The 21,128-nt window shown below is 62.9% G+C and carries 23 protein-coding genes; 15 read left to right on the top strand and 8 right to left on the bottom strand.

Features of this window, described 5'->3' with window-relative positions; all coding sequences use genetic code 11:
• Window positions 1–62: 62 nt before the first annotated feature.
• From JHX87_RS01595 to JHX87_RS01620, 6 genes are all read right to left on the bottom strand, one after another.
• Complete coding sequence (locus tag JHX87_RS01595) at window positions 63–2,111, bottom strand: acetyl-CoA carboxylase biotin carboxylase subunit (RefSeq protein WP_271884660.1); 2,049 nt, start codon at window positions 2,109–2,111, stop codon at window positions 63–65.
• 109 nt (window positions 2,112–2,220) lie between these two features.
• On the bottom strand, window positions 2,221–2,442 hold the full coding sequence (locus tag JHX87_RS01600; RefSeq protein ID WP_271884661.1) for a hypothetical protein: 222 nt from the start codon (window positions 2,440–2,442) through the stop codon (window positions 2,221–2,223).
• A gap of 75 nt (window positions 2,443–2,517) precedes the next feature.
• Entirely contained in the window at window positions 2,518–2,757 is a 240-nt protein-coding gene (locus JHX87_RS01605) for a hypothetical protein (RefSeq protein WP_271884663.1), read from the bottom strand.
• Window positions 2,758–2,884: 127 nt separating this feature from the next.
• Window positions 2,885–3,295, bottom strand: coding sequence for a hypothetical protein (locus JHX87_RS01610; RefSeq protein WP_271884665.1), 411 nt, complete (start codon window positions 3,293–3,295; stop codon window positions 2,885–2,887).
• A 96-nt stretch (window positions 3,296–3,391) separates the two neighbouring features.
• Window positions 3,392–3,526: a hypothetical protein gene (locus JHX87_RS01615; RefSeq protein WP_271884667.1), complete on the bottom strand. Its 135-nt coding sequence runs from the start codon at window positions 3,524–3,526 to the stop codon at window positions 3,392–3,394.
• Between the two features lie 205 nt (window positions 3,527–3,731).
• On the bottom strand, window positions 3,732–5,264 hold the full coding sequence (locus JHX87_RS01620) for an acyl-CoA carboxylase subunit beta (RefSeq protein ID WP_271884669.1): 1,533 nt from the start codon (window positions 5,262–5,264) through the stop codon (window positions 3,732–3,734).
• A 201-nt stretch (window positions 5,265–5,465) separates the two neighbouring features.
• Between JHX87_RS01620 and JHX87_RS01625 the strand changes: the two genes are divergently transcribed.
• The 5 genes from JHX87_RS01625 to JHX87_RS01645 all read left to right on the top strand — a co-directional run bounded on the left by JHX87_RS01625 (window position 5,466) and on the right by JHX87_RS01645 (window position 10,143).
• Entirely contained in the window at window positions 5,466–6,428 is a 963-nt protein-coding gene (locus JHX87_RS01625; RefSeq protein ID WP_271884671.1) for a Dyp-type peroxidase, read from the top strand.
• A 98-nt stretch (window positions 6,429–6,526) separates the two neighbouring features.
• Window positions 6,527–7,543, top strand: a complete 1,017-nt coding sequence (gene alr, locus JHX87_RS01630) for an alanine racemase (protein WP_271884673.1) — start codon at window positions 6,527–6,529, stop codon at window positions 7,541–7,543.
• Window positions 7,544–7,677: 134 nt separating this feature from the next.
• Complete coding sequence (locus JHX87_RS01635; protein WP_271884858.1) at window positions 7,678–8,754, top strand: PhoH family protein; 1,077 nt, start codon at window positions 7,678–7,680, stop codon at window positions 8,752–8,754.
• The gene (ybeY, locus tag JHX87_RS01640; RefSeq protein ID WP_271884675.1) at window positions 8,747–9,244 is read left to right on the top strand and encodes an rRNA maturation RNase YbeY; all 498 of its coding nucleotides are present in this window, start codon (window positions 8,747–8,749) and stop codon (window positions 9,242–9,244) included. The genes JHX87_RS01635 and ybeY overlap by 8 nt, the downstream gene beginning before the upstream one ends.
• Entirely contained in the window at window positions 9,241–10,143 is a 903-nt protein-coding gene (locus tag JHX87_RS01645) for a hemolysin family protein (RefSeq protein WP_271884677.1), read from the top strand. Before ybeY ends, JHX87_RS01645 begins: the two co-directional genes overlap by 4 nt.
• Before the next feature lie 43 nt (window positions 10,144–10,186).
• Here the strand turns inward: JHX87_RS01645 and JHX87_RS01650 are convergent, their stop codons facing one another.
• Together JHX87_RS01650 and JHX87_RS01655 are read right to left on the bottom strand one after the other, a co-directional pair.
• Window positions 10,187–11,128 carry an alpha/beta fold hydrolase gene (locus JHX87_RS01650; protein ID WP_271884679.1) on the bottom strand — a complete coding sequence of 314 codons (942 nt, stop codon included), beginning with the start codon at window positions 11,126–11,128 and terminating at the stop codon, window positions 10,187–10,189.
• A 20-nt stretch (window positions 11,129–11,148) separates the two neighbouring features.
• Window positions 11,149–11,433 (bottom strand): SCP2 sterol-binding domain-containing protein, encoded by a 285-nt coding sequence (locus tag JHX87_RS01655; RefSeq protein WP_271884681.1) that lies wholly within the window; start codon window positions 11,431–11,433, stop codon window positions 11,149–11,151.
• 198 nt (window positions 11,434–11,631) lie between these two features.
• Between JHX87_RS01655 and JHX87_RS01660 the strand changes: the two genes are divergently transcribed.
• From JHX87_RS01660 to JHX87_RS01705, 10 genes are all read left to right on the top strand, one after another.
• Entirely contained in the window at window positions 11,632–12,099 is a 468-nt protein-coding gene (locus tag JHX87_RS01660) for a tetratricopeptide repeat protein (protein WP_272833798.1), read from the top strand.
• Window positions 12,100–12,102: 3 nt separating this feature from the next.
• Entirely contained in the window at window positions 12,103–14,994 is a 2,892-nt protein-coding gene (locus tag JHX87_RS01665) for a helicase-related protein (RefSeq protein WP_271884683.1), read from the top strand.
• 4 nt (window positions 14,995–14,998) lie between these two features.
• The gene (locus JHX87_RS01670) at window positions 14,999–15,409 is read left to right on the top strand and encodes a nuclear transport factor 2 family protein (protein ID WP_271884684.1); all 411 of its coding nucleotides are present in this window, start codon (window positions 14,999–15,001) and stop codon (window positions 15,407–15,409) included.
• A gap of 332 nt (window positions 15,410–15,741) precedes the next feature.
• Window positions 15,742–16,656 (top strand): hypothetical protein, encoded by a 915-nt coding sequence (locus JHX87_RS01675; RefSeq protein WP_271884685.1) that lies wholly within the window; start codon window positions 15,742–15,744, stop codon window positions 16,654–16,656.
• Window positions 16,657–16,755: 99 nt separating this feature from the next.
• Window positions 16,756–17,046, top strand: coding sequence for an RNA-binding S4 domain-containing protein (locus tag JHX87_RS01680; RefSeq protein WP_271884687.1), 291 nt, complete (start codon window positions 16,756–16,758; stop codon window positions 17,044–17,046).
• Window positions 17,047–17,199: 153 nt separating this feature from the next.
• Window positions 17,200–17,538: a ferredoxin FdxA gene (fdxA, locus tag JHX87_RS01685; protein ID WP_271884689.1), complete on the top strand. Its 339-nt coding sequence runs from the start codon at window positions 17,200–17,202 to the stop codon at window positions 17,536–17,538.
• 366 nt (window positions 17,539–17,904) lie between these two features.
• Window positions 17,905–18,414 carry a CarD family transcriptional regulator gene (locus JHX87_RS01690; RefSeq protein WP_271884691.1) on the top strand — a complete coding sequence of 170 codons (510 nt, stop codon included), beginning with the start codon at window positions 17,905–17,907 and terminating at the stop codon, window positions 18,412–18,414.
• A gap of 279 nt (window positions 18,415–18,693) precedes the next feature.
• Window positions 18,694–19,611, top strand: a complete 918-nt coding sequence (locus JHX87_RS01695) for a manganese-dependent inorganic pyrophosphatase (protein ID WP_271884693.1) — start codon at window positions 18,694–18,696, stop codon at window positions 19,609–19,611.
• Entirely contained in the window at window positions 19,611–20,480 is an 870-nt protein-coding gene (locus JHX87_RS01700; protein ID WP_271884695.1) for a TIGR01459 family HAD-type hydrolase, read from the top strand. Before JHX87_RS01695 ends, JHX87_RS01700 begins: the two co-directional genes overlap by 1 nt.
• Window positions 20,481–20,664: 184 nt before the next feature.
• Window positions 20,665–21,108 carry a MaoC family dehydratase gene (locus tag JHX87_RS01705; protein ID WP_271884697.1) on the top strand — a complete coding sequence of 148 codons (444 nt, stop codon included), beginning with the start codon at window positions 20,665–20,667 and terminating at the stop codon, window positions 21,106–21,108.
• Window positions 21,109–21,128 lie beyond the last annotated feature (20 nt).

Consider the following 21,128-nt stretch of genomic DNA (forward strand, 5'->3'; position numbering starts at 1 on the left):
GGCATCCGCGCCGCGCAAAGGCGCAGGCGCGATGGCGCCCGCGCGATATGGGTGCGGCCTGATCACTCGAACTCCATGATGATCTCATCCACGGCCAGGCTTTGCCCCGGTTCGGCATTGACCGATTTGACCACGGATTTCTTTTCGGCGCGCAGGATGTTTTCCATCTTCATCGCCTCGACCGTGGCCAGGGCCTGACCCTCTTGCACCTCATCGCCGGGCGACACATTCACGCTGACCAGCAGGCCCGGCATCGGGCAGAGCAGGAATTTCGAGGTGTCGGGCGCGATCTTTTCGGGCATCAGCCGGGCCAGCTCGGCACTGCGGGGCCGACGGATATAGACGTCCATATCCGCGCCGCGCGTGCGCAGGCGCATGCCGCCCGCAATGCGGTCGGTCTTCATCACCAGCGGCCTGCCATCGACCGTCATCCGGGCCAGCGTCATGCCGGGGGTCCAGTTGCCCTCGACCCGCAGATCCTGCCCGCCCACTGTCACCGTGGCGCCTTCCCGGTCCGCGCGGATGACCACCGGAACCTCATCGGTGCCGAATGTCACCACCCAGTTCTGGCCGACCTTGCGTTCGTGATTGTCCAGACGGCCCGAGATCCGCGCACGACGGATTTCGCCCACGCGATGCATGGCTGCGACGGCGGCGGCGATGCGGTTGCGTTCCGCCTGATCCAGCGTCACGCCTTCGAAACCTTCGGGATATTCCTCGGCGATGAAGGCCGTGGTGATATCGCCCGAGGTGAATTTCGGATGATCCATCACCGCCGACAGGAAGGGCAGGTTATGGCCGATGCCTTCGACCTCGAACGTGTCCAGCGCGGTGCGCATCGCCTCGATCGCGCCCGCACGGTCAGGTGCCCAGGTGCAGAGCTTGGCGATCATCGGGTCATAGAACATGCTGATCTCGCCGCCCTCATAGACGCCGGTATCGTTGCGCACGGCCACCGGGCTTTCCCCGCCTGCGCTGTCATTCACCCAGTTGCCTGCCGCCAGAAGCGGACCGGCCGCAACCTCGGCCGGCGGGCGATAGCGGGTCAGCCGTCCGATCGAGGGCAGGAAGTTGCGATAGGGATCTTCGGCGTAAAGACGGCTTTCCATCGCCCAGCCGTTGATCTTCAGATCGGCCTGGGTGAAGGGCAGCGTTTCGCCATCGGCCACGCGGATCATCTGTTCGACCAGATCGACCCCGGTGATCAGTTCGGTGACCGGATGTTCCACCTGCAGACGGGTGTTCATTTCCAGAAAATAGAAATTCCGGTCGCCATCGACGATGAATTCCACCGTCCCTGCGCTGGAATAGCCGACGGCCCTGGCCAGGGCGACGGATTGTTCGCCCATCGCCTTGCGCGTGGCTTCGTCCAGGAAGGGCGAGGGCGCCTCTTCGATGACCTTCTGGTTCCGGCGCTGGATCGAGCATTCACGCTCGTGCAGATAGACCGCATTGCCGTGCTGATCGGCCAGAACCTGAATTTCGATATGGCGCGGCTGCGTCACGAATTTCTCGATGAAGATGCGGTCGTCGCCAAAGCTGTTGGCGGCTTCGTTCTTCGAGGATTGGAAGCCCTCGCGCGCCTCGGTGTCGTTCCAGGCGATGCGCATGCCCTTGCCGCCGCCGCCGGCGCTGGCCTTGATCATCACCGGATAGCCGATCTCGTTCGAGATCTTCACCGCCTCGTCGGCATCCGCGATCAGGCCCATATAGCCCGGCACCGTGCTGACGCCTGCTTCCTGCGCGATCTTTTTCGAGGTGATCTTGTCGCCCATGGCTTCGATGGCCTTGGCCGGAGGGCCGATAAAGGCCACGCCCTCTTTCTCCAAAGCCTCGGCGAAGGCCTTGTTCTCGGACAGAAAACCATAGCCGGGATGGACAGCCTCGGCCCCGGTCTGGCGGATCGCCTGCATGATCTTGTCGATCACGATATAGGATTGATTGGCCGGGGGCGGGCCGATGTATACGGCCTCATCCGCCATCTTCACATGCAGCGCGTGGCGGTCGGCATCGGAATAGACGGCCACGGTCTGAATGCCCATCTTGCGGGCCGTCTTGATGACGCGGCAGGCGATCTCGCCCCGGTTGGCGATCAGGATTTTCTTGAACATGGGCTACCCCCGGCCAGAAGACATGAAAAAACCGCCCGGAACGGCAGCGCCCCGGACGGTCGGAATGAATTGCCTGGCTTCCTTGTGAAAGCCGGAAACAGTCAGGCTGTTATTGGCACAGGCGAACGTCGTTGCACAACGCGCCGCCAGCCGCGCCAATGGCGGCATATTTATAGACGTCGCTTTCCTTGCGGTCGCCGACGGCTGCGATGGTCGCACCTGCCGCAGCGCCGATGGCTGCGCGGTCGACATCGGTCGGATTGATGTTCTGGGTGCAGCCGGCAATGGCAGTCGCGCCAAGGACAGCGGCCAGAAGATAGATCTTTGCCATGTTAGATATCCTTTCGAAGAGATGGCGCGGTGGTAACGCCCGCCGCGCCGGTTCGTTTCGCGATATCCGTCAGGATCAGTAACGACGCTGGCAGACACCTGCATCGTCGCACAGCGCGCCGGCCGCGCCGCCCAGGGCCGCACCGGTCGCGATATCTTCGTCCAGCGCCTTTGCAATGACGGCACCGGCGACAGCACCACCAGCCGCGCGCTGCGCGTCGGGCGAGATGCCGGACTGGTAGTTCGGATCGCATGCGGCCAGACCAAGCACGACCAGAGCGCCAGCGGAGATGCGGGAGATGAGAGAAATCTGCATGTTTTATTGCCTGTATATAGAGGCCCCTTTGGGGCCGGATTGCTATTCGGCATATCTATGCCATAGCTTCGGGGCGCGTCAAACTGACATAGCCGTGACTTCAAGGCGTTAGGCAGCAAGTCGCGCATTATCGCCCATCCTCGTCATCGTCCCAATCCGCATCATCATCCCAGCCGAAATCGGGCGGGGCATCCTGTGCGAAGATCTCGGGGAAGGACGCTTCGGCGGCGGCCATGTCGACCTGCAAAAGCTGGTCGTAATCGGCCGGATCGAACTCGCCCACCGGCTTGACCTCGCGGCCGATCAGCCAGCCCAGACGCCCGGCATCCAGATTGCCGCGCTCGAACGGTTCCTCGCCGAAATGCTGGATCAGGGCGGCCAGAAAGCCCGCATCGGCACGCTTGTCGGCGGGTTTGCGATCGCGAAAACGTTCCCGCCGCGTGATTGGGGTCGCGCCCTTCTTGCGGTTCTCGCGGCGGATGGTGAACTGGAAATCGGTGCCGGGAAGGCGGCCCGGAAAGCCGCGATGCTTCAGCATGTCATGCCCCTTTCGCGAATGGTGGCGCGCGTCGTGACAAGGGGCAGGATGCGCGGGCAGCAGGACCGCCCGCGCCTGTTCGACGTGATCAGACGATCAGAGCTTGCCCTGATAGACCGGCTCCTGGCTGATCGCCGCGGGGGCCGGCGGCACATAGACTTCGGGTTCCTGGCGCTGGCAGGCAGCGAAAGCGGACACCAGAACAAGGCCGAGGACGATTTTCTTCGACATGGATTGTCTCTCCTGTAATGCGGACGGTTTGCCGTCCGACTGCTCGGGTTATGGCCAGCGACTTGCTGCGCCGACACGGTCGCCATCATAGCGTCGCAGGACTCGGGCAGACAATCGGCGGCAATTGCCATCGGCAGAACGCCCGCGCCCTGTGGCGGCGCTGCATCATTCACGCTTTTGTGCATCAGCAAACGGGTCCGGACAGTTACAGCGGGATATTGTCGTGTTTTTTCCACGGGTTGCTTAGCTTCTTATTGCGAAGCGCGGCAAAGGCGCGCGCAACCCTGCGGCGAGTGGAATGCGGCTGAATCACCTCGTCGATGAAGCCTTTTTCCGCCGCCACGAAGGGATTGGCAAAGCGGTCCTCGTAATCGCGCGTGCGGGCCGCGATCTTTTCGGCATCGCCCAATTCGCTGCGATAGAGGATCTCGACCGCGCCCTTGGCGCCCATCACCGCGATCTCGGCGGTGGGCCAGGCATAGTTGAAATCGCCGCGCAGATGTTTCGAGGACATCACGTCATAGGCACCGCCATAGGCCTTGCGGGTGATCACCGTGACCTTGGGCACCGTCGCCTCGCCATAGGCGAACAGCAGTTTCGCGCCATGCTTGATGACGCCGCCATATTCCTGGCTGGTGCCGGGCAGGAAGCCGGGCACATCCACCAGCGTCAGGATCGGGATTTCGAAGGCGTCGCAGAAACGCACAAAGCGCGCGGCCTTGCGGCTGCTGTCGATATCCAGACAGCCCGCCAGCACCATCGGCTGGTTCGCGACCACGCCGACCGTGCGGCCCTCAAGCCGCATCAGACCGATGATGATATTGCCCGCGAAATCCTTCTGGATCTCGTAGAAATCGCCCTCATCCGCGATCTTGGTGATCAGCTCTTTCATGTCATAGGGCTGGTTCGGATTGTCCGGCACCAGCGTGTCCAGGCTGTCCTCGATCCGGTTCGGTTCGTCGAAGAAGGGTCGGACCGGCACGCCGTCGCGATTGTTCAGCGGCAGGAAATCGAACAGGCGGCGGATCTCGGTCAGCGCCTCGACGTCGTTTTCGAAGGCGCCATCCGCGACCGAGCTTTTGCGGGTATGGGTCGAGGCCCCGCCAAGCTGTTCGGCGGTCACCACCTCATTGGTGACGGTTTTCACCACATCCGGGCCGGTGACGAACATGTAGCTGGTATCCTTCACCATGTAGATGAAGTCGGTCATGGCCGGGGAATAGACCGCGCCACCCGCACAAGGGCCCATGATGACGCTGATCTGCGGCACCACGCCCGAGGCCATGATATTGCGCTGAAACACCTCGGCATAGCCCGCCAGCGAGGCGACGCCCTCCTGGATCCGCGCGCCGCCCGAATCGTTCAGCCCGATCACCGGCGCGCCGTTCTGCATCGCCATATCCATGATCTTGCAGATCTTCTGGGCATGGGTTTCCGACAGAGACCCGCCAAAGACGGTGAAATCCTGGCTGAAGACATAGACCATGCGCCCGTTGATCGTGCCCCAGCCGGTGATCACGCCATCGCCATAGGGGCGTTCGGCCTCGATCCCGAAATCGGTGCTGCGATGCGTCTTGAACATGTCGAATTCTTCGAAGCTGCCTTCGTCCAGCAGCAATTCGATCCGTTCGCGGGCCGTCAGCTTGCCGCGCGCATGCTGGGCATCGACGCGCCGCTGACCTCCGCCCAGCCGGGCCTCGTCGCGGCGGCGTTCCAACTCTTGCAATATGTCTTTCATGCAAATTCCTCCCGGCTGAGTTGTGTCAGCCTAGTTTGAGCCTGCGGGACATGAAAGCCAAAACCGGAAAATTTGCAAAATATTCTGCAGCGCAGAATAGTAAATTGCGAAATTGCAAAAGTAGCGCGGCGATGCGATCCGATCTTGGACAGGATCACGGGCTGCGCTAGCGTTTATTGTCTGTTGTAAAGGGTAGAGGACATGCCAGTCGAAAGCCAGCCGGCCGAAAGCCAGCCAGTCGAAGGCGCGCTGACCAGCGCCGCGATCTTCATTACGCTGACCGTCAACGAGGGCAGCGACAGCCTGCAGAAGCTGCGCGATCTCTGCGGCGATCTGCCCTCGCTGATCCGCGCCGTCGGCTTTCGCAGCGCCGAGGCCGGGCTGACCTGCATCATCGGGCTTGGCGCGGATCTGTGGCACCGTTTGGACGCGGGCGCCACACCGGCCGGGCTGCACCCGTTCAGGGAGATCCGGGGGCACCGCCTTGCGCCCTCGACCCCCGGCGATGTGCTGCTGCATATCCGCGCCAGCCGCCCGGATTACTGCTTTGAGCTGGCCACCCAGATCATGGCGCGGCTGGACGGGGCGGTGACGCTGCAGGATGAGACGCAGGGCTTCAAGTTCTTCGACAATCGCGATCTGATCGGCTTTGTCGATGGCACGGAAAACCCCACCGGCCCGGCCTTGGGCAAGGCGGTGCTGATCGGGGATGAGGATGCGGTCTTTGCCGGGGGAAGCTATGTCATCACGCAGAAATACCTGCATGACATGACCGCGTGGAACGCCATTCCCATCGAGCAGCAGGAACGCATCATCGGGCGGCACAAGCTGTCGGATATCGAATTTCCCGACGATCAGAAGGCCTCCTATGCGCATAACGTCCTGACGAGCATCGAGGATAATGACGGCAATGAGCTGAAGATCCTGCGCGACAATATGCCTTTCGGCAGCCCGGCCAAGGGGGAATTCGGCACCTATTTCATCGGCTATGCCCGAGAGCCGGGCCGGATCGAGCGGATGCTGAACAATATGTTCGTTGGCGATCCTCCGGGCAATTACGATAGGCTTCTGGATGTCAGCCACGTCACCACCGGCTGTCTGTTCTTCGTCCCGACCGCCGACATGCTGGCGGCGATCACCGACGGGCGGAAGGTGACCGGCTAGGGCAGGGCGGGGCGCGCCAGATTGACATTTCCGGGCAATGAAATAGGGGTTCGACGGGTGCGGGCATTCCCGCCTGCGGACAGGAAAGGCATGGGCGCATGAGCTTGCGGATCGATCTTGGGGCGATTGTTCAGAACTGGCGCCAGCTGGCCGCGATGGCGCCGAATGCGCGCCCTGCGGCGGTGGTCAAGGCCGATGCCTATGGTCTGGGGGCCGAGCCTGTCGTCCGCGCGCTCTATGAGGCCGGGGCGCGTGACTTCTGCGTGGCGCTGGCGCGGGAAGGGCGCGCGCTGCGGCCGGTCCTCCCGCAGGATGCGCGGATCAATATCCTGTCGGGCCATATGCCGAGCGAGGATCTGACCGGGCTGGTCCCGGTCCTGAACAGCGCCGAGCAGTTCTTTCGCGACCGCGCGATCCGGCAGGGTCAGCCCTTCGCGATCCAGTTGGACAGCGGCATGAACCGTCTGGGCATGGAGGCGGGCGAATGGGCCGCGCTGCGCGATGAGGCGCTGGCGGGCGACCCCGATTTCATCATGTCGCATCTGGCCTGCGCGGATGAGCCCGATCACCCGGCCAACGCGGCCCAACTGGCCGCCTTTCGCGAGATGACCGAGGGCTGCGACGTGCCGCGCTCATTGGCGGCGACGGGGGGAATCCTGCTGGGGCCGCAATATCACTTTGACATGATCCGCCCCGGAATCGGCATCTATGGCGGGTTGCCCTTTGCCGAGGCGCAGCCGGTGGTGACGCTGTCGCTGGACGTGATCCAGACGCGGCATGTGCAGGCGGGCGAATTCTGCGGCTATGGCGGAACCTGGGTGGCCGATGGTCCGCGCCGGATCGCGACGGTGTCGGCCGGTTATGCCGATGGGGTGCTGCGGGCGCTGTCCTCCAGCGGGTTCAGCCTTTATGCCGGGGCGACGGCCTGTCCGGTGGTGGGCCGCGTCTCGATGGATCTGATGACGGTGGATGTCTCCGACCTGCCAGAGGTGCCCGCGACGCTGGATCTGATCTGCCGCGAACAGCCCATCGACAGGCTGGCCGATTACGCGGGCACCATCGGATATGAGATTCTGACCTCGCTGGGCAACCGTTATCCGCGACATTACGTTTAGGTCAGGCATGGGCTGATTTTGGCCGATGCCGCCACGAAAATGTCATGGAAGCAGAACATTCTTGGACACATGACCTTGTGCGAATCCCCTTGGATCGCCACCATGGAAAGCAGACGCCTTAGTTGGAGAAGAATTTGGGCCTGACGCCGACGCCCCCCGTTTCGACCCCGCCCGCCGAAACCCTGCTGGAATTTCCCGACAATCGGTTGCTGATCGATCTGTGCGGCGCGAATGACCGCCACCTTGCCCGTATCGAAGAGGCGCTGAACGTGCATCTGCTGCGTCGCGGCAACCAGCTTGCCGTGGTCGGCGCCCCCGAGGCGCAGGCCGAGGCCGCGCTGATCCTGCGCGGGCTCTATGCCCGGCTGGAACAGGGCCGCAGCGTCGAAATGGCCGAGGTCGAGGCCGCTTTGCGCATGGGCGTGGATCCCGGCGATGAGACCAGCCCTTCGGAACAGATCGAGATGTTCGGGGCGGGCAATTACGAGTTGCGCACCCGCAAGAAATCGGTCGAGCCGCGCACGGAGGCGCAAAAGGCCTATGTCCGCGCGCTGTTCGAACATGAGCTGGCCTTTGGCATCGGCCCGGCAGGCACCGGCAAGACCTATCTGGCGGTTGCCGTGGGCGTGACGATGCTGATCGGCGGCCATGTCGATCGCATCATCCTGTCGCGCCCCGCCGTCGAGGCGGGCGAGCGTCTGGGCTTTCTGCCCGGCGACATGAAGGACAAGGTCGATCCCTATATGCAGCCGCTTTACGATGCGCTGAACGATTTCCTGCCCAGCAAGCAGATGCAGAAGCTGATGGAGGAAAAGCGGATCGAGATCGCGCCGCTGGCCTTCATGCGCGGCCGCACATTGGCCAACAGCTTTGTCGTGCTGGACGAGGCGCAGAACGCCACCACCATGCAGATGAAGATGTTCCTGACCCGTCTGGGCGAGGGCTCTCGGATGGTGATCACCGGCGACCGCACGCAGATCGACCTGCCGCGCGGGATGCAGTCCGGGCTGGTCGATGCCGAACGCATTCTGGATGGCGTCAAGGGCATCAGCTTCAGCTATTTCACCGCCAAGGATGTGGTCCGCCACCCGCTTGTCGCCCGCATCATTCAGGCCTATGACGCCGAGGATGCCGCCGCCCTGTCGCGCGGCGAAACAGAGGAGCACCGTGGCGGCTATGTTCCGCGGCGGGCAAAGCGCAGCGATGCCTGATGAGATAACGGCCGATTGCGTCATCGAGGATGACAGGTGGAACGATCTGGATCTTGAGGATCTGGCGCAGCGGGCCGTGGCTGCTGCACTGGGCTGGCACGATATCGGCGGCGAGGTCGTGGTTCTGGGCTGCGATGACCAGCGCATCGCCGCGCTGAACGCCGATTTCCGTGGCAAGCCGCGTGCGACGAATGTGCTGTCCTGGCCCTCTGTCGAGCATCTGCCGCATGCGCCGGGCGCGACGCCCGATCTGCCGGACGAAGAGGAACTGGGCGATATCGCCATCGCCTATGACACCTGCCTGGCCGAGGCGCAGGCGCAGGGCAAGCCCGTGGCCGATCACGTCACCCATCTGCTGGTCCATGCGACATTGCATCTGCTGGGTTACGATCACGAGAACGATCCCGACGCGGAAACCATGGAAGCGGCAGAACGTTCCATCCTTGAAACATTGAATATTCCCGATCCCTATCTAGAGAAGGTCCGATGAGTTCCGAACCCCGATTACCCGCCCACCCCCTTGGCGATGACGCCGCATCCGCGCCTGATGGCGCAGCGGGGGACGAACGGGACCAGCCCAGCTCTCGCAGCTTTTTCGGGCGCTTTTTCGATGCCCTGACGGGGGGGGAGGACGAACCCGCGCAGGAAGAGATCCTGCCGCAAAGCAGCACCGCGCCCAGCATCATCAACCTGCGCCGCAAGCGGGTCGAGGATGTCGCCGTCCCCAAGGCCGAAATGGTCGCCGCCTCCGAGGAAATCGCGCTGCATGATCTGGTCGAACTGTTCCGCGAGCACGGGTTTTCGCGCATTCCGATCTATCACGACAATCTCGACAGCCCGCTGGGCATGGTCCATCTGAAGGATCTGGCGCTGAAGCATGGATTTGGTGCCAGCGGCCCCTTTGAAATCCGCACCATGCTGCGCGAGGTGCTGTACGTGCCGCCCTCGATGTATATCGGTGTGCTGTTGCAGCAGATGCAGCAGCGCCGCATCCATATGGCGCTGGTGATCGACGAATATGGCGGGGTCGATGGTCTGGTCACGATCGAGGATCTGATCGAGCAGGTCATCGGTCAGATCGAGGATGAGCATGATGAGGCCGAAGGCAGCATGTGCGTGCTGGAAAAGCCCGGACAATGGCTGGTGCAGGCGCGGATGCCGCTGGATGAGCTGGAGGAAAAGACCGGTTTCCGGCTGGACGATGCCAGCGACGAAGAAGATGTCGATACGCTGGGCGGGCTGATCGTGGTCCTGGCCGAGCGCGTGCCGCAGCGCGGAGAGATCGTCACCAATGAGGCCGGGATCCAGTTCGAGGTGGTCGAGGCCGATCCGCGCCGGATCAAGCGTGTCCGCATGCGGCTGCCCGAAGAGCTGATGCCGGAAAGCTAGACCCGCCCTGATGCCGTCATAGCGGTTTTCCGGGCGGGCGGGATCAGCGATCCGAATGGCGGGCGAAATGGGCCAGCGCGGCGTCGAAAAAGGCCGCGCGGCGTTCGGGCAGGCACATCATCACCTCGTGCCGCGCGCCGTCGATTTCCAGCAATTCGGCGCCCGGCCAGCTTGCAACGCGATCCCTTATGGCACGCGCGGAGACGACCTTTTCCTCGCTGCCCAGGGACACCAGCGCGGGAACATTCGGCGCGTCCAGTTGCGACAGGCGGCTGCATTCGTTCAGCGCCTCTTTCACCCAGGTGAAGCTGGCGCCGGAAATGGTCATGTCGGGCCAGGCCGCATCTTCGCATAGCATGCGCGACCATTGCCCCGGATCCTCGGTCAGCAGATTGGCGCTGAAGGATTCGTCCAGCGTATAGGTGCCGCCCTTCCCGAAAACCGCGCGCCCGCCGCGGCCAACACGCCCGGCCAGATAGGCCAGTCCGATGGCAAAGCCCTGCGGCATGCGGCCCAGATTGATGCCCCACATGGGCGCCGAAAAGACGGCAGAGCTGACCTCCAGCCCCGCATGCAGCCCGGCCAATGTGATGCAGCCGCCCATTGAATGGGCCAGCAGATGCCAGGGACGGGGCAGGTCCAGTTCGGTGGCCGCGACCACCATTTCCACCAGATCGTGCTGATATTGGGCGAAGCTGTCGATATGGCCGGGGCGGGGATCGTCCTGCAGCCGCGCCGACAGCCCCTGACCGCGCCAGTCCAATGAGATCACCTCATAACCGGCGGCGGTCAGCCGGTCGGCGCTTTCGGCATATTTTTCGATATATTCCGTGCGGCCGGGGCACAGCAGCACGGTGCCACGCGGATCGCCCTGCGCCCGCCAATGGGCCACGCGGATGCGCAGCCCGTCTTCGGTCTGGACCCAATAGGCCTGCGCCGGGCGAAGCTGATCGCCCGGCAATTGGCGGAACGGGGCGGTTTGCATGATCCGCGCGGTCCGGGCGATCAGCCCAGAGCCTGACCCAGCTGCATCGCGACGGGCATCGAGCCGTCCAGCTTCAGCTTGCCGGTCATGAAGGCGGTGGCCGGGTTGACGCTGCCGTCCAGGATCGCCTCGAAGGTTTCGCGGCTGGCGGTCAGGGTGACCTCGGCCTCTTCATCGCCTGCACGAACGCCGTTTTCGTCGATCATGATCGCGCCCTCACCCTCGATGACGAATTTCGCCTTCGAGTCGAAGGTGCCGATCTTCTGGCTCAGCCGCTCGACCGCGGCGTTCACAACATCGCTCATTTCTTACCTCTCATCGCGCTATGGCTGGAAATGGACCAGCCGCTTGGTTACATTGCAGATATGTGCGCAAAGACCCACATTTTCCACCATATCGTCGCGGAACCCTTGCACAGAGTTCTGACCATTTTAACTATGACCGCAACGCTTTTTATCGCAACGATTGTGGCGAATGCGACATGGGCGCAGGAAAGCGCGGATATGGACGCGCTTTTTCAGCGGCTGGCAGAGCCGCAGGGCGAGGGCTGGCGCCTCGCCGAATCGGATATCCTGCGGGAATGGTCGAAATCGGGATCGGCGGCGATGGATCTGTTGCTGCAACGTGGCCAGCAGGCGTTGGATGAAGGCGAGGCCGAGGTCGCCATCGGCCACCTGACGGCCCTGACCGATCACGCGCCCGAATTTGCCGAAGGGTTTCAGACCCGCGCGGCGGCCTATGCGACGGTCGGGCAATACGGGCCCGCGCTGGCCGATCTGGCCCAGACCCTGCGGCTGGAGCCGCGTCACTTTGCCGCGCTGACGCAATTGGGCGCGATGCTGGAGGAAACCGGAGACCATGACAGGGCGTTGGCTGCCTATCAGGCAAGCCTGAAGATCCATCCGCATCAGCAAGAGGCGATTGACGGCGTGGCGCGCCTGCAACGTCAGCAAACGGGCACCGAAATCTAGCTTATGACAGTTCAACAACGTGGCCGGGTGACGGCTGTCCTTGGCCCGACCAATACGGGCAAGACGCATTACGCGATCGAGCGGATGCTGGCCCATCGCACCGGTGTCATAGGTCTGCCGCTGCGCCTGCTTGCGCGCGAGGTGTACGACCGCATCGTCAGGGCGCGCGGCCCCTCGGTCGTGGCGCTGATCACGGGCGAGGAACGGATCGTGCCCGACCGCGTGCAATATTGGGTGGCCACGACCGAGGCCATGCCCGACATTGCCGCCGATTTCGTGGCCATCGACGAAATCCAGCTTTGCGCCGATCCCGAACGCGGCCATGTCTTTACCGACCGGCTGCTGAACATGCGCGGCCTGCACGAAACGCTGCTGCTGGGCAGCGACACGATGCGCCCGGCCATTGCCGCGCTGCTGCCGGATGTGCAGTTCCAGCGCCGCGACCGGTTTTCCACGCTGTCCTGGGCGGGCTCGAAAAAGCTCAGCCGGATGCCCGCGCGATCCGCGATCGTGGGGTTCAGCGTTGATGACGTCTATGCCATGGCCGAATTGCTGCGGCGACAAAAGGGTGGCTGCGCGGTGGTGATGGGGGCGCTCAGCCCGCGGACGCGCAATGCGCAGGTCGCCATGTATCAGGCCGGAGAGGTCGATTACCTGGTCGCGACCGATGCCATCGGCATGGGGCTGAACCTGGATCTGCGCCATGTGGCCTTCAGTGCGACGCATAAATTCGATGGCCGCCGGGTGCGCCCGCTGTTCCCGCATGAGATGGGCCAGATCGCGGGCCGGGCGGGGCGACACACCGAATCCGGCACCTTCGGCGTCACCGGAGAGGCCGAGATCCCGGATGAAGGCCTGATCGACGCCATCGAGAACCACCGTTTCGCCCCGATCCAGCGGCTGACATGGCGCAATGACCGGCTGGAATTCGGCACCATGGACCGGCTGGTGGAAAGCCTTGAAGCGCCTTCGGGGCACGAGCTTCTGGGCCGGGGCCGCGAGGCGGATGACCTGCACGCCCTGAAAATCCTGCGCGAGATCCCCGAGATCCGGGACAGGGTGCAGGGCGGCGCCGATGTGCGCCAGCTGTGGGATGTCTGCCGGGTGCCGGATTTCCGGGGGATTTCTCCGGCGGAACATGCCAGTCTGCTGGCGCGAATCTTTGGTTTCCTGCAAGATGGTGGCGTTCCCTCGGAATGGCTGGCGCGCGCGATCAAGCGGATCGACCGGACAAATGGCGATATCGACGCGATCTCGAAACGGCTGGCCTATATCCGGACGTGGACATATGTCGCACAACGGAATGGCTGGGTTGCAGATGAAAGCCATTGGCGCGAGGAAACTCGCGCTGTAGAAGACCGTTTATCAGATGCCTTGCATGCGGCATTGACGCAAAGATTTGTGGACCGGCGCACCTCGGTGCTGTTGCGCCGGCTCAAGCAGAAGGAGAGCCTTGTGGCTGAAGTGAACGACAAGGGCGAAGTGACGGTCGAGGGCGAATTCGCCGGCCGTCTTGAGGGTTTCCGGTTCCGTCCTGATCAGACGGCGACCGCGGATGAGGCAAGGATGCTGAACCGCGCCAGCTATGAGGCGTTGCGCCCCGAGTTCAATCTGCGCGCAGACCGTTTCTACAACGCCCCCGATACCGAGCTTGATTTCACCGAACAGGGCGGCCTGATGTGGGGCGATGCGGCGGTCGGCAAGCTGGTCAAGGGCGCGGATGCGCTGAGCCCCTCGGTTCAGGTCTTTGTCGACGATGAGGCCGGGCCCGAGATCGCCGAAAAGGTTCGCCGTCGCCTGCAGCATTTCATCGACCGCAAGGTGGCCGCCCTGTTCGAGCCGCTGATCGCCATGCAGAAGGACGAGGCGCTGACCGGTCTGGCGCGCGGCTTTGCCTTCCGTCTGGCCGAGGCGCTTGGCGTGCTGCCCCGCGAAGGCGTCGCGGCCGAGGTCAAGGAACTGGATCAAGAGGCGCGCGGCGCGCTGCGCAAGCATGGCGTCCGCTTTGGCCAGTTCACCATCTTCATGCCCGCGCTGCTGAAGCCCGCGCCGACGCGGCTGCGTCTGGTGCTGTGGTCGCTGAACGAAAATCTGGATGAATTCCCCGAAAGCCCGCCGCCCGGTCTGGTGACGATCCCGCATATCCCGGAAGTGCCGGATGGCTATTACACGCTGTCGGGCTATCGTCCCGCGGGCGAACGCGCGATCCGCATCGACATGCTGGAACGTCTGGCCGATCTGTTGCGCGCGCAGGACACGCGCGGCGGGTTCGAGGCAAATCCCGACATGCTGTCGATCACCGGCATGACGCTGGAGCAATTCGCCGCCCTGATGCAGGGACTGGGCTATGCCGCCGAAAAGGGCGAGCGTGCCAAGGTCAAACCCGCCGAGCCGGTCGCCGAATCTGCCGCCCCCGAGGGTGAGGCATCGGAAAACCCGATGACCGAGGAGGAAAGCGTTCTGGCCGCCGAAACCCGCGCCAAATGGGAAGCCGAACAGGCCGAAAAGCGTCGCGCCGAGGCCGAAGCCGAAACTGCAGCATCCAGCGAGGATGCCCAGACCGCAGGCGAAGGCGAGCCTGCCGAGCAGGAGATGGAAGTCTTTTACACCTTCCGCTGGGCACCCAAGCCACGCGGCGGCAATCGCCGTGGTCATGGCGAAGGGCAGGGCCGCCGCAATGCGGGCGGTCAGGGTCAGGGCCAGCGCCGTGAAAACCGGGGCGAAGGCGGCGGCAAGCCGGGTCGTGAGGGCGGCAAGCCCGGACGCGGCAAGGGCGGCGGTGGCAAGAAGGGCGGCAAGCCCTCGGGCCCCAAGACCTACAGCGCGCGGCCCGAAAAGAAGGCCGATCCCGACAGCCCCTTCGCGGTGCTGGCGGCGCTGAAGGACAAGAAGTAAGCCGTTGCGCCCTGTCGTTCCCGCCGATCTGGTCCGCGACTTCTGGACCGCGATGAACGGGAACGACTGGCGCGACGTGGCGCGGCGTTTTCTCTCTGACGATTTCCAGGGCCTCTGGCCGCAATCGGCCGAGGTGATCGCGGGCCGCGATGAGTTCGCCGCCGTGAATGGCGCCTTTCCGGGGCAGGGCGGCTGGCGGTTCCAGATCATTAGCCTTCTGGGGGACGGGCCGCAGGTTGTCAGCGATGTGCGTGTGACGCAGCCTGACCTGCCCATGGTCGCGCGGGTCATCACCTTTCATGAGGTTCAGGACGGGCTGATCCGGCAGCAGACCGAGTTCTGGCCCGATCCCTATCCGGTGCCGGATTGGCGCGCGGGCCTGCTGCGGGTCGACCCGGATCTGGCGGCTTTCTAGCGCCGTTTCCAGATATTTCCCCGTAAAATCAAAATCTTTTGCCCTTCCGGCGCTTTCATGCTGCGGGAATCGGCCTGCCTCGGCAATCTTTCGAACAGCCCTTTGCTGAACCGTTTCGCGCGGCGCGAAATTGCCCGTTTGCATCTTTCCGCAGGCGCGGCATCGGCGGTTCGCACCAAACCGCAACCCGCAGAAAGGCGGCTTTGACAGGCTTCGGATTTGGCCAGAGCGTCTGCGGCGCCCGATTGGGGGCAATCCGGTTCTTGGCCTCATGGCCCATCGCGGCCCGCCACGAAAACCGGACATCACGCAGAAAAGGAAATGAGACAGAGATGGCAGAGAACAAACAGCAGGATCAGGACGTCAAGAACGCGGGAAAGGTCTATACCGTCGCGACGGACGGCCCCGATATCACCGATTTCGATCCGGCGGTGGACCGTCTGGATTTCGGCGAAAACTCGGTCCACGCGATGATCATGACCGAAACGACCGAAGGCGAAACCGCGATCTTCAACCCCTGGAACGCGGGCAGCCAGATCATCAAGGGCATCTCGATGAAGGATCTGCCGATCGAGGCCCTGGGCGTCGTGCAGAACGAACATATGCGCGAGGATGTCGGCGGCGCGCTGTCCTGGGAACAGGGCAAGGGTCCCCGCGATGAGGACACGACCTATATCCTGTCGCATCAGATGGACAAGACGACCGAGATCACCGATTTCAACCCCGCGACCGACAAGATCAGCTTCCTCTATTACGGCTCACGCGAAAATGTCAGCGTGCAGCAGGATGGCGGCGATCTGGTGATCGCGAATACCGCGACGGGGCAGAGCTTTGTCTTCAAGGGGGTCGAACTGGCCTCGATGAAGCGCTCGCAGCTTGAATTCCACCATGACCAGATCATGGAGGACGGGCTGGCGTCGAATTTCGGGCTGACCTCGGCCGATGTCACCATGGTCAGCCGCGAAGGGCTGCTGACCCCGGATGGCGGCGGCAGGTCCACCGACGGGCACCAGACGCAGGAAGGATCGGACGAGTTGATCGGCGCGGGCACGCTGGGCGCGGATGCCGATGATTTCCGCTTCTCGGCGGCTGCATCGCCGCAAGAGGATCCCGCCGGGGACGATCTGCCGATGCGTGTTGCCGAGGCCGGGGCGCAAGAGGACCCGGCCCTGGCATCGGATGGGCAAGAGGCCGAGGGGAACTGGGCCGACTGGCTGCAGGATCGCGGCTCTGATCTGGATTTCTGATCCGTGATCCGTCAGAATTGCGGCGTTACGTCGAAGCATGGGATGCCGTAATGATGACCGCCGATTCCGGCCCGCGCCCTGCGGGGCAAAGCGCAGCAGATGACTGATACGGCAGAGCTGCGGCTGGATAAATGGTTGTTCTTCGCGCGACTGTTCAAGTCGCGCGGAGCGGCGGCAGAGAGGGTCGAGGGCGGCGGCATCCGGCTGAACGGTCAACCCTGCCGCAAGCCCGGCAAGGCGGTACGGGTCGGGGATGAGATCGTCGTCTCGGCCTTTGGGCGGGTGCGGGCGTTGCGGGTGCTGGCGCTTGGCACGCGGCGCGGCCCGGCCAGCGAGGCGCAGGGCCTGTATCAGGATCTGGGCGAGGATCAGCCCGAAGACGCGATCTAACCCAGCGGACAGAAATTCGCCCCGCAGATATTTCCGCGAACGCCCGTTTTCGCAGCAAGTTGACGCGCGAAAATGCTGTCTTTTCGGATAGCGCGGCCTTGATTGATTGCGTGGCCGGGCGTAACTAGCCAGCGGATCAAGCTGGAGTACGCCATGACCTACGTCGTCACCGATAATTGCATCATGTGCAAATATACCGACTGCGTCGAGGTCTGTCCGGTGGATTGCTTCTACGAGGGCGAGAACACATTGGTCATTCACCCCGACGAATGCATTGATTGCGGCGTCTGCGAGCCTGAATGCCCGGCCGATGCGATCCGCCCGGATACCGAGCCGGACATGGACAAGTGGGTTGAATTCAATCGCAAATATTCCGAGCAATGGCCGGTGATCACCCAGAAGAAAGATCCGATGGAGAGTGCCGCCGAAATGGATGGCGTCGAAGGCAAGCTGGAGAAATATTTCTCGGAAGCGCCGGGCGAGGGCGATTAAGCGGCCCCGGATCGCTGCAATGGGTTGAAACCGTCATGAAAATGTAAGCGATTCGCGGGATAATGCGCTAACATTCGCGTGATCAAATTTGTTATCCTGCTGAAATGCATGTATATTATGTGTTTTTTGCGCCATGCAGGCGTCACTTTTTTCAGACGCGTTTTTGTGTTATATATTCGTTATAAACGCGTCTGACCCGTGTGCCGAAAAAGGAACGGGCGCGGCCATGATGCGTCGAAATCGTGACTCCCTCACCCTTTGCCGGGCAAGGGAAATACAACATGGAAATAAAGCGAACCGATGCGGTGAACGCCGCTCGCGGTTCTTTGTGTCCTGAATGCAAGGACGCCATCCAGAGGAAGCCAGATGTCGAAAGCCAAGAAGAACGAATTCCGCCCTGATGACTTTGTCGTGTACCCCGCCCATGGCGTTGGCCGGATCGTCTCGATCGAAGAGCAGGAAGTTGCCGGATTGCAACTGGAAATGTTCGTTATCTCCTTCGATAAGGACAAGATGACACTGCGCGTCCCGACCGCGCGCGCCACCGAAATCGGGATGCGTGGCCTGTCCACCCCCGACCTGATCGACCGGGCGCTGGACACGCTGAAAGGCAAGGCCCGCGTCAAGCGCGCGATGTGGTCGCGCCGGGCACAGGAATATGACCAGAAGATCAATTCGGGCGATCTGATGTCGATTGCCGAGGTCGTGCGCGACCTGCACCGCAATGACGACCAGCGCGAGCAGTCCTATTCCGAGCGTCAGCTTTACGAAGCCGCGCTGGATCGCCTGACCCGCGAAGTCGCGGCGGTGAAGGGGCTGGACGAAGGCGCCGCCCAGAAAAGCGTGGAAGAGGTCCTGACCTCGCGCGCGGCCTGATCGCCGGACCATAGCTGTTGCAGGGGCGTCCCACCGGGGCGCCCTTTGCGTTTCGGGATGAAATTCCGCGATCTGCGGTCGGGTCAGACCACCATCGGCGGCGGCAGGGCCGGATCCGGCACAAAGTCGCCGGATTGCGCGCCGGCCACCCTGTTCCGTCCCGCCGGAACGGGGCCTGAACCCGCTGAAACCCCGATCCTTTCCCGGCCCTTTCATGGACAAGATCGCGCGCGCGGCCTATAAGGCGCGCGATTTACAAATTCCCCCCAAGGAGCATCCATGATCAAGGTTTTCGGCCACACGGCCCCCGATACAGACTCGACCGGCTCTCCCCTCATCTGGGCCTGGTATCTGAATGAGGTTCGCAACACCCCCGCACAGGCCCTGCTGCAGGGTGAGCCGAATACCGAGGCCGCCTGGATGCTGAGCCGCTGGAACCTGGACAAGCCCGAAATCTTCTCGGACGTGGCTGCAGGCGATCAATGCGTGATCGTGGACACCAATAACCCCGGCGAATTGCCCGCCAGCATCAATGATGCCGATGTGATCGAGATCATCGACCACCACATGCTGGCTGGTGGCATCAAGACCCGCGCCCCGATCAATATCACCATCCGTCCGCTGGCCTGCACCGCCACGATCATGCATGATCTGATCGGCGACGACATGGCGCGTATGCCCGAAGGCATCAAGGGCGCCATGCTGACCTGCATCCTGTCCGACACGCTGGAATTCCGCAGCCCGACCACCACCGCGCATGACCGTGCCGTGGCCGAAAAGCTGGCGGGCGAGTTGGGCGTGAATGTCAGCGAATATGCGGCCGAGATGTTCGCGGCGAAATCCGATGTCAGCGCCTTCTCGGAAGAAGAGCTGCTGCGCATGGACAGCAAGGAATACGAGTTGGGTGGCAAGCAGCTGCGCGTCTCGGTTCTGGAAACCACCGCGCCGCAGGTCCTGCTGGACCGCAAGGACGCGCTGCTGGCAGCCATGCCGACCGTCGCGGCCGCCGATGGCGCCGATCAGGTGCTGCTGTTCGTCGTCGATATCCTGAATGAACAGGCGACGCTGCTGGTGCCCAATGATTACGTCAAGCAGGTCGCGGAGAAGAGCTTTGGCGTTTCGGTTCAGGGCGATACCGTGGTTCTGCCCGGCGTGATGAGCCGCAAGAAGCAGATCATCCCGGTTCTGGCCGTATAATGACGCGCATCGTTCCGTCCCTGTCGCAGATCTCGCTGAATTACGATGCGGTGTTCTGCGACCTCTGGGGCTGTCTGCATAATGGCAAGGCTGCCTATCCTGCCGCCGTGGCGGCGCTGCAGGAATATCGCCGCAGCGGCGGGCGCGTGGTGCTGATGACCAATGCGCCGCGGCCGAACCAATATGTGATCGCCCAGCTTGATCGTATGGGCGTGCCGCGCGATGCCTGGGATATGGTGGTCAGTTCCGGTGATGCCGCGCAAGAGGCGATGCTGGACGGCGCGGTGGGCCGCAAGGTCTGGCATGTCGGTCTGTCCAAGGATGATGGCTTCTTCGAGGACATCCCCCCGCAATGGGCCGATGCCCCCGCCGTGACGCGGGTACCGCTGGACGAGGCAGAGGGCGTGGTCGTCACCGGCCCCTTTGATGAGGTGAACGAGGCGCCCGAGGATTACCGCAGCCGCTTTCTTCAGGCGCGCGAGCGCGGGTTGAAGCTGCTTTGCGCCAATCCCGATGTCGTCGTGGATATGGGCGAGACGCGGATCTATTGCGCGGGTGCTCTGGCCGAGTTCTATGAGGAACTGGGCGGGACTTCACTGTATTTCGGCAAGCCGCATCCGCCGATCTACGAGCGGGCCAAGCGTCTGCTGAACCTGCCCGAGACTGCGCGTTTCCTGGCGATCGGTGATGGCATCAACACCGATGTGCGCGGCGCGCAGCAGGAAGGGATCGACTGTCTTTTCGTCACTGGCGGGCTGGCGGCTGACAATTTCGGCGCTGACGTCGAAAACCCCGAGCCGCAGCGGCTGGAGGAATGGCTGGCCAGCCACACGCTGTCGCCAGAATTCAGCATCGGCCGCCTGCGCTGACATGGTCTGAAACCTGATCGAACCCGCGTCTTTGGCGCGGGTTTTTTCGTGGTCCGGCGTCAAAATCGTTAAGCAAGAAGATAACAAAACACAGCGTAACTTTGTTATTTAGTTGCTTTCCGGGCCGTATGCTGCTATGCAGCATTTCAGTCAAACAGCCAAGGCAACCATGATGGGGCGACCAATGCTGGATAATCTGCCACGCGGCACGATCGTCATTGAAGACCTGGAAATCGGGATGATGCGCTATCTGCAAAAGCAGATCACCGATGAGGATATCGAAGGCTTTGCAAAGATCTCGACCGATCACAACCCGGTGCATCTGGATGATGATTATGCGCAGGATACCATCTTCGAAGGCCGCATTGCCCATGGCATGCTGACGGCGGGGCTGATCTCGGCCGTGATCGGGGAACAGTTGCCGGGGCATGGCACGGTCTATCTGTCGCAGACGCTGAAATTCATGGCGCCGGTGCGTCCCGGTGACATGGTCCGCGCCGAAGTCGCGGTCGAGGATATCCAGCATGCAAAACGACGTGTCACGCTTGCAACCTGCTGTTACGTAGGTGATACCGTCGTTCTGAAAGGTGAGGCTGTTGTATTGGCGCCAAGCCGCAAGTTCGACTGACGGGGCGACCATTGGCCCCA

Origin of the sequence: Paracoccus fistulariae, from assembly GCF_028553785.1 — a bacterium.
Classification (GTDB): Bacteria; Pseudomonadota; Alphaproteobacteria; order Rhodobacterales; family Rhodobacteraceae; genus Paracoccus; species Paracoccus fistulariae.